We start from the raw sequence: 7424 nt of genomic DNA on the forward strand, positions 1-7424 counted from the left end.
GATTTCCGCAGTCCCGTCCCCCGAGGCCCTGACCCCGGAGGCCCCGACCTCCGGGGTCAGGACCTTCCAGGGCCCCTGGGACCTGGTGGCCGGCTTCCTGGCCCGCCAGGGCGTGGACACCGTGTTCGGCCTGCCCGGCGACGACGTGCTCGCCGTGGCGGCCTTCGGGAACGCGGGCATCCGCCTGGTGTGGTGCCGGGACCAGCGCACGGCGGTGCACATGGCGTCCGGGTACGCCCTGACGTCCGGCCGCACCGGTGTGTGCGTGGTGGGCAAGGGGCCCGCCGTCGCCCAGGCCGTCGGAGGTCTGCTGGAGGCGTCGACCGGCTGCGGCCCGGTGCTGCTGCTGGCCGGCGGCACCGCGCTGGAGTCCGACGGCGCCCGCGCCTTCCAGGACGCGCCGCAGCTCGCGCTCGCCTCCCCGGTGACCAAGTGGGCCGCCCGGGTCACCCACCCCGACCGGCTGCTGCCCGCGCTGCGCAGAGCGACGGCACTGGTTGCCGAGGCGCCCCGGGGCCCGGTCTTCCTGGAGATCCCCGACGGGTTCCTGGAGCAGCCGGTCACCGTCCCCGAGGCCCTGCTGGACGCCGGTGCGCCGGCCCCGGCCCGGTACGCGGCGCCGGAGCTCCCTGCCGAGACCCTCACGGCACGGCGGCCCGTGGTCGTGGCCGGCGGCGGAATGCGCGGGGCGGCCCGCGGGGCGGCCGAACGGCTCGCCGAGGCGCTCGGCGCGGCCCTGCTGGTGACCGCCAGCGGACGCGGCACCGTGTCCGAGTCCCACCCGCTGTACTGCGGACTCGCCGGCCTGTACGCGCTGCCGCCGGTGCGGGAGCTGCTCGCCGACTGCGACCTCGTGGTGACCCTGGGGTCCCGGCTGGAGGAGACCGCCGTCGAGGGCCTGCCCCGTGACGTGATGGTATGTCAGGTCAATGTCGCGGCCGGGGAGTTCTCCTACGACTGGACCGGTCCCCTGGTCCTGGGCGAGGCGGCGGACACCGCCGGGCGCTGGGCCGCAGACCTGGCCGGCCGGGCGGTCGACGAGGACTGGACCGCCAGGATCACCCTGGCCCGCCGCCGGCTGCGGGCCTGGGCCGAGCTGCCCGCCCACCCGGAACTGCCCGCCGACCGGATGCGGGTGAAGTCCGCCGTCCGGGAGATCGCCCGCGCCCTCCCGCCGCGCGGCGTGGTCGTGCACGAGAACGGGCTGATGGACATCTGGTCGTACCTGTACCCGGTGTTCGCGCTGCCCGACGGGACCCGCTGCGTCGTGCCGTCCGAGCAGACCACCCTGGGCTACGGGGCCGCCGCGGCCGCCGGGGCCAAGCTGGCGGCACCGGGCGCGCCGGTCGTCGCGATCGTCGGCGACGGCGCGTTCGACTTCTTCCGCGTCGAACTGCCCACCCTGGTACGGGAACGGGTCGGCGTGACGTACGTCGTCCTGGACAACGGCGGCTACGGCTGGCTGCAGCGCATGCTGGAGAACCTCGGCGGGCCGGCGCACCTGTTCACGGCCGGCGAACCGGTCCGGCACGACCTCGGGGACGGCGTCGCCACCTGGCTGGTGTCCGGCCCGGACGGCATGGCCGGGGCACTCGGGGCGGCCATGGCGGAGGCCGGGGAGGGCCGGGTCGCGGTGGTGCGGGTGCTGTGCGCGACGGACGACTGGCCACCGGTCGCCGGCGCCGCGTCCGACGCGGAACTGCACGCCGCCCTGCGGGAGGAGGCCGCCCCCGACCGCGACGGCACCGGCCCGGGAGAGGACCGGTGAGGAGGGCGAGGTCCGGCACGGGGCTGCGGGCCCTGTGGCGGCTGGCCTGGGACCGCGAGAACGGGCGCCGGCACCTGGTCGTCCTCGGCTGCGTCGCCTCCCTGCTCGCCCCCGTGGTCCCGCTGATCCAGCCGCTGATCGTGCGGGACATCGTCTCCGGCGCCGGGCAGCAGCGGGCCCTGCTCGCCCCGGTGCTCCTGCTCGCCGCGGTCACGGTCGGCGAGGCGCTGCTCACCGGCGCCCAGGTCTACCTGCTCAAACGGCTCGCCGAGGGCGTCGTCGTGGACACCCGGCTGGCCCTCGTGCGGCGGCTGCTGCGGCTGCCGATCGCCGAGTACGACCGGCGCCGGAGCGGTGACCTGATCTCCCGGCTGAGCGCCGACACCTCGCTGCTGCGCTCGGTGATCAGCAACGGCGTCTTCGACATCGTCTCCGCCGTCCTGCTCGGCATCGGCTCGGTCGTCGTCCTCGCGCTGCTCGACCCGCTGCTGCTGGCCATCACCCTGACCTCGGTGGCGTTCGCGGCCGTCGTCCTGTGGGCCCTGATGGCGTCGCTGCGCGGGATCAGCCGGACGGCGCAGGAACACGTCGGGCGGATGACCGCCGAGTTCGAGCGCGCGCTCCAGGGGGTCCGCACCATCCGCGTGTTCGACGCCACGGACCGGGAGTACGACCGGGTCGCGCGCCGGGCCGAGGACGCCTACGGGACGGGGCTGCGGCTGTCGCGGCGCGAGGCCGTCGTGCAGCCGGCCGTCACCACCGCGATCCAGATCGCGATCTTCATGGTCCTGCTCGTCGGCGGCTACCGGGTCTCCGCCGGGAGCATGGCCCTCGGCGACCTGGTCGCCTTCCTGCTCTACCTCTTCAGTGTCGTCCTCCCGCTCAACCAGGCGTCCCGGGCGATCACCACGGTCCAGGTCGGCCTGGCCGCGGTCGACCGCGCGACCGAGGTGCTGGGCATTCCCACGGAACGGGAGGCCGCGGGGCGGCTGCCCGCCGTGGCGCCGTGCGCACCGGACCCGCGGCGGTTCGTCCGGTTCGAGGGCGTCGGCTTCCGCTACCAGGACGGCCCGACCGTCCTGGACGGGGTCGACTTCTCCGTGCCCCGGGGCTCCTGCACCGCCCTCGTCGGCCCGTCCGGCGGCGGCAAGTCCACCGTCCTGGCACTGCTGGCGCGCTTCTACGACCACGACGCCGGCACCATCCGGATCGACGGGCGGGACATCCGGGACCTGTCGCACGAGGCGCTGCGCGCGCGCCTGTCCATGGTCGAGCAGGACGCCCCGGTGTTCGCCGGCTCGCTGCGCGAGAACCTGCGGCTGGGGGCGCCGGACGCCACCGACGACGACCTGTGCGCCGTGCTGAAGGACGTCGAACTGGGCGGGCTGCTCGACCACCCGGACGGCCTGGACCGCGACCTCGGCGACGCGGGCGTGGTGCTGTCCGGGGGGCAGCGCCAGCGCCTGGCCTGGGCACGTGCCCTGCTCCACGACCACGAACTGCTGCTGCTCGACGAGCCGACGTCCAGCCTCGACGCGGAGACCGAGTCGCGGCTCCAGCGACTGCTGCGCACCCGCCGGACCGACCGCACCACGATCATGGTCGCCCACCGCCTGGCGCCCCTCGTGGAGTGCGACCAGATCGTCGTGCTCGACGGCGGGACGGTGACGGCGACCGGCACCCACGCCTCGCTGCTGCGCGACAGCCCGCTCTACCGCACGCTCGCCGACCACCAGGGTCTCGGCGGCGGCACCGGCCCGGCCCCGCCGGGCCCCATGACCACCACCGGCGCACGTGCCGTGTGAGGACACGGCGCGTGCGGACCGTGCGGAAGCACGGCACGGGCCGCGTCCCCCGCCCCGCCGTCCGCCGGACGGCACCGGGAGGAGGACCCGGCCCGGCACCACAGGAAACACGCACGGGACCGTGCCCGCCCCGCAGCACCTCGCGGGGCGGGCACGGTCCGTACGAAATGGGGGAAACAGAACAATGGCACGGAACACGCGGCGGCGCCGACTGGCCCGTACCGCGGCCCTGGCGACCGCCTGGGCGCTCGCGACGGGGATCACACCGCCCGCCTCGGCGGACGACCGCCCGGGCGGGCCGGCGGCGACGATCAGGTACACCGAGTACGGGGTCCCGCACATCAAGGCGGACGACTTCGCCGGGCTCGGCCTCGGCCTCGGTTACGCCTCCGCGAAGGACAACATCTGCCTGCTCGCGGACACCTACCTCACGGTGAGCGCCCGGCGCTCGCTGTACCGGGGCCCCGACGGACCGCTCAACGCCTACGGCCCCGCGAGCTCCAACCTGAACAGCGACCTCTACCACCAGCAGGTCAACGACTCCCGGGTGGTGGAGGACGCCCTGGCCCGGCCGGCCCCGAACGGCCCCCGGGCCGAGGTCCGGGAACTGGTGCGCGGCTACGTCGCCGGCTACAACCGCTACCTGGCCGAGACCGGCCCCGGCAACATCACCGACCCCGCCTGCCGGGGCGCCGACTGGCTGCGGCCGATCGCGGAGATCGACGTGTACCGCCAGTTCCACGCGCTCGGCGCCTCCGGCGGCGCCGGGCGGGTGATCGACTCGATCGTCTCCGCGCAGCCCCCGGCGGCCGGCGCCCGCACCGCGCGGAAGCGGAGCACGGCGCCGGAGGACCCGGCCGCCGCGGTGGCGGCCGTGACCGCGGCGCTGGACGACACGGGCGGCATGGGCAGCAACGCGTTCGCGGTGGGGTCCGAGCAGACCGGCAACGGCCGGGGGCTGCTGCTGAACAACCCGCACTTCCCGTGGACCGGTGCCCAGCGGCTGATGGAGGCCCAGCTGACGGTGCCGGGCCGGATGAACGTGTCCGGCGCGGCCCCGCTGGGCGTGCCCCTGATCCGCTCCGGCCACACCCGGGGCGTCGCCTGGAGCCACACCGTCTCCTCCGCCGTCCCGCTGAGCCTGTACGAGCTGAAGCCGGTCCCGGGCGACCCGACGAGCCACCTGGTCGACGGGGTGCCCGAGCGGATGACCCGGCGCGAGGTCACCGTCCCGGTGCGCGAGGCCGACGGCACCGTCCGGGACGCGCGGCGGACCCTGTGGTCCACCCGGTACGGCCCGGTGGTGGGCAAGGCGTTCGGGCTGCCCACCGGCTGGACCGCGGACACCGCGTACGCGCTGCGGGACGCCAACGAGGGCAACCTCCGCGGCCTGAACACCTGGTTCGACCTGAACACCGCGCAGAGCACCGACGACGTGCAGAACGCCCTCGTGCGCACCCAGGGCATGCCCTGGGTCAACACGGTGGCCGCGGACAAGGCGGGCCGCACCCTGTTCTCGGGCGTCCACGCGGTCCCGCACATCACCGACGCCCTGGCCAACCGCTGCAACACCCCGCTCGGTTCGGCCATCTACGCCGGCACCGGACTGGCCGTCCTGGACGGCGCCCGGACCGCATGCGCCTGGGGCAGCAGCTCCGACGCGGTGGTCCCGGGACTGCTGGGCCCGTCGGCCCTGCCCGTGCTGCGCCGCACCGACTACGTGTCGAACTCCAACGACAGCGCCTGGCTGACCAACCCGCGCCAACCGCTGACCGGTTACCCGCGCATCGCCGGCAGCATCGGCACGGAACGCACCATGCGCACCCGGATGACCCTCACCGCCCTGGAGGAGCGGATCGCGGGCACCGACGGACTGCCCGGGAAGGGCTTCACCCGCGAGACCATGCAGGACCTGCTCTTCACCGACCGCAGCGCCGTCGCGGAGCTGGCGGCGGCCGACACCGCCCGGATGTGCGCCGCCCTGCCCGGCGGCAAGGCGCCCACCTCCGGGGGCGGCCAGGTCGACGCCGGGCCCGCCTGCGCGGCGCTGGCCGGCTGGGACGGGCGGTACCGCACGGACAGCCGGGGGGCGCTGCTGTTCACCCGGTTCTGGATCGGGCTCCAGGGGCACGGCACCCCGCCGTGGCGCACCCCGTACGACCCGGCCGACCCGGTGCGCACCCCGCGCGACCTGAACACCGCCGACCCGGCGGTGGCCACGGCCCTCGGCGACGCCGTGGCGGAGCTGGCCCGGCTCGGCATCGCCCCCGACGCCCCGCTGGGCGAGAGCCAGTACGTGCTGCGCGGCGACACGAAGATCCCCACCCACGGCGGCCCCGCCGCACTGGGCCTGATCAACGTGCAGAACCACGTGTGGGACCCGGCCGAGGGCTACGGCAGGGTCGACTACGGCCCCAGCTTCATCCAGATCGTCTCGTTCACCGGTGGGGACTGCCCGGACACCGTCCGCCTGCTGGCCCCCTCGCAGTCGGGCGACCCCACCTCGCCCCACTACGCCGACCAGACCGGCCTGTACGCCGAGTCGCGGATGACCGAGGGCCGGTTCTGCGAGAGCGAGATAGCGGCCTCCCCGCAGCTGCGCACGGTCGAACTGCGCCCCACCTCCTGACCACCGGCGGTGGGACCCGTGCCCGCGCACGGGTCCCACCGCCCCGTCGTCAGGACCGGCCGAGGCGCTGCGGGGCCAGGTACGCCCAGTGCCAGACCAGTTCCACCGGCCCCCGGTCGTACTTGCGCAGCCACAGCGACGACAGCACCAGGAACGAGGCGACGATCGCGGCCCAGGCCAGTAACGGCCACCACGGGCGCGCCCAATCGAGCTCCCCGGCGAGCCCCAGCCCCCAGCCGTAGCAGAGCGCGGACGCGGCCAGGTTCTGGAACACGTAGGAGGACAGGGCGCAGCGCCCCACGGCCGTCAACCCGCGCCGCAGCGGGCCGTGTTCACCGGTCGCCCGGTGCGCCAGCGTGGTGACCAGGCCCAGCAGCCCCAGGGCCACCAGCGGCGGCATCAGATACCGGTCCACCACGAACCAGTCGGGCCCCGCGAAGGCGGTGAGCAGGTTCAGCGGGGCCCCGACGCCCAGCCCGATCACCATCAGCCGGTTGCGCAGGCGCGCCCCGCGCTCGTCCTTCTCGAACACCCCGGCGCGCAGCAGACGGGAACCGAGGAGGAACAGCACGATGCCCATCGGGATCACGAAGAACGCCTCGATGCGGTACAGGATGAACCGGTTCAGCCGCAGCGCCACCTGCTCCGCGTAGCCGCCCGTCTCGTAGATCTCCGCGCGCCCGAGCGTGCTGCCGGAGCCGGTGCCCGTGGCGACCACGGCGTAGGTGAGGGCGGCCACCAGGGCGAGGTGCAGCGCCCCCATCGCGTACATCCAGGCGCGCACGCAGCGATCGCTGCGCCCGACGAGATGGACGACGATCAGCGAGGTGAAGGCGTAGCCGATGAGGGCGTCGAACTCGAAGACGAGCACGAAGTGCAGCACCCCCTCGACGAACAGCAGGGCCGTGCGCCACAAGTACCAGCCGGGCCAGGGTTTTCCCCGGCGTCGCGCCGACTGGTACTGCAACTCCAGCCCCACGCCGAACAGAATGGTGAGCAGGGCCAGGAACTTCCCGTTCGACACGTAGCGGAGCGCGACCTCGACGGCGCCGCGCGCGGTGTCCGCCTCGGGCAGATGGAAGAAAAGGCTCGGTGGGCCCAGCGGGTTGGTGAAGAGCCAGATGTTCGTTCCGAGGGTGCCGACGATCGCGACGCCGCGCAGGATGTCCAGGACCTCGATGCGCCGCCCCGACCTGGGCGGGGGCGGGGACGTCTCGGTGGG

The 7424-nt window shown here is 74.7% G+C and carries 4 protein-coding genes; 3 read left to right on the forward strand and 1 reads right to left on the reverse strand.

Going from position 1 to position 7424, the window contains the following annotated elements; genetic code table 11:
- The 3 genes from EAO76_RS43475 to EAO76_RS43485 all read left to right on the forward strand — a co-directional run.
- Positions 1-1768 (forward strand): thiamine pyrophosphate-binding protein (locus tag EAO76_RS43475; RefSeq protein WP_148841708.1); only part of this gene is annotated, 1768 nt, incomplete at its 5' end.
- Positions 1765-3573, forward strand: coding sequence for an ABC transporter ATP-binding protein (locus EAO76_RS43480; RefSeq protein ID WP_222872282.1), 1809 nt, complete (start codon positions 1765-1767; stop codon positions 3571-3573). The genes EAO76_RS43475 and EAO76_RS43480, both read left to right, overlap by 4 nt.
- A 184-nt stretch (positions 3574-3757) precedes the next feature.
- A complete protein-coding gene (locus tag EAO76_RS43485) occupies positions 3758-6202 on the forward strand; it encodes a penicillin acylase family protein (RefSeq protein WP_222872283.1) in 2445 nt (814 codons plus the stop codon).
- 49 nt (positions 6203-6251) lie between these two features.
- Here the strand turns inward: EAO76_RS43485 and EAO76_RS43490 are convergent.
- Positions 6252-7424 (reverse strand): DUF418 domain-containing protein (locus EAO76_RS43490; protein WP_222872284.1); only part of this gene is annotated, 1173 nt, incomplete at its 5' end.

It is taken from the genome of Streptomyces sp. sk2.1 (assembly GCF_008120935.1).
GTDB lineage: Bacteria > Actinomycetota > Actinomycetes > Streptomycetales > Streptomycetaceae > Streptomyces.

Excerpts from the sequence above, each read along its gene's own strand:
- EAO76_RS43485 (WP_222872283.1), top strand. The coding sequence starts at position 3,758 with ATGGCACGGAACACGCGGCGGCGCCGACTGGCCCGTACCGCGGCCCTG.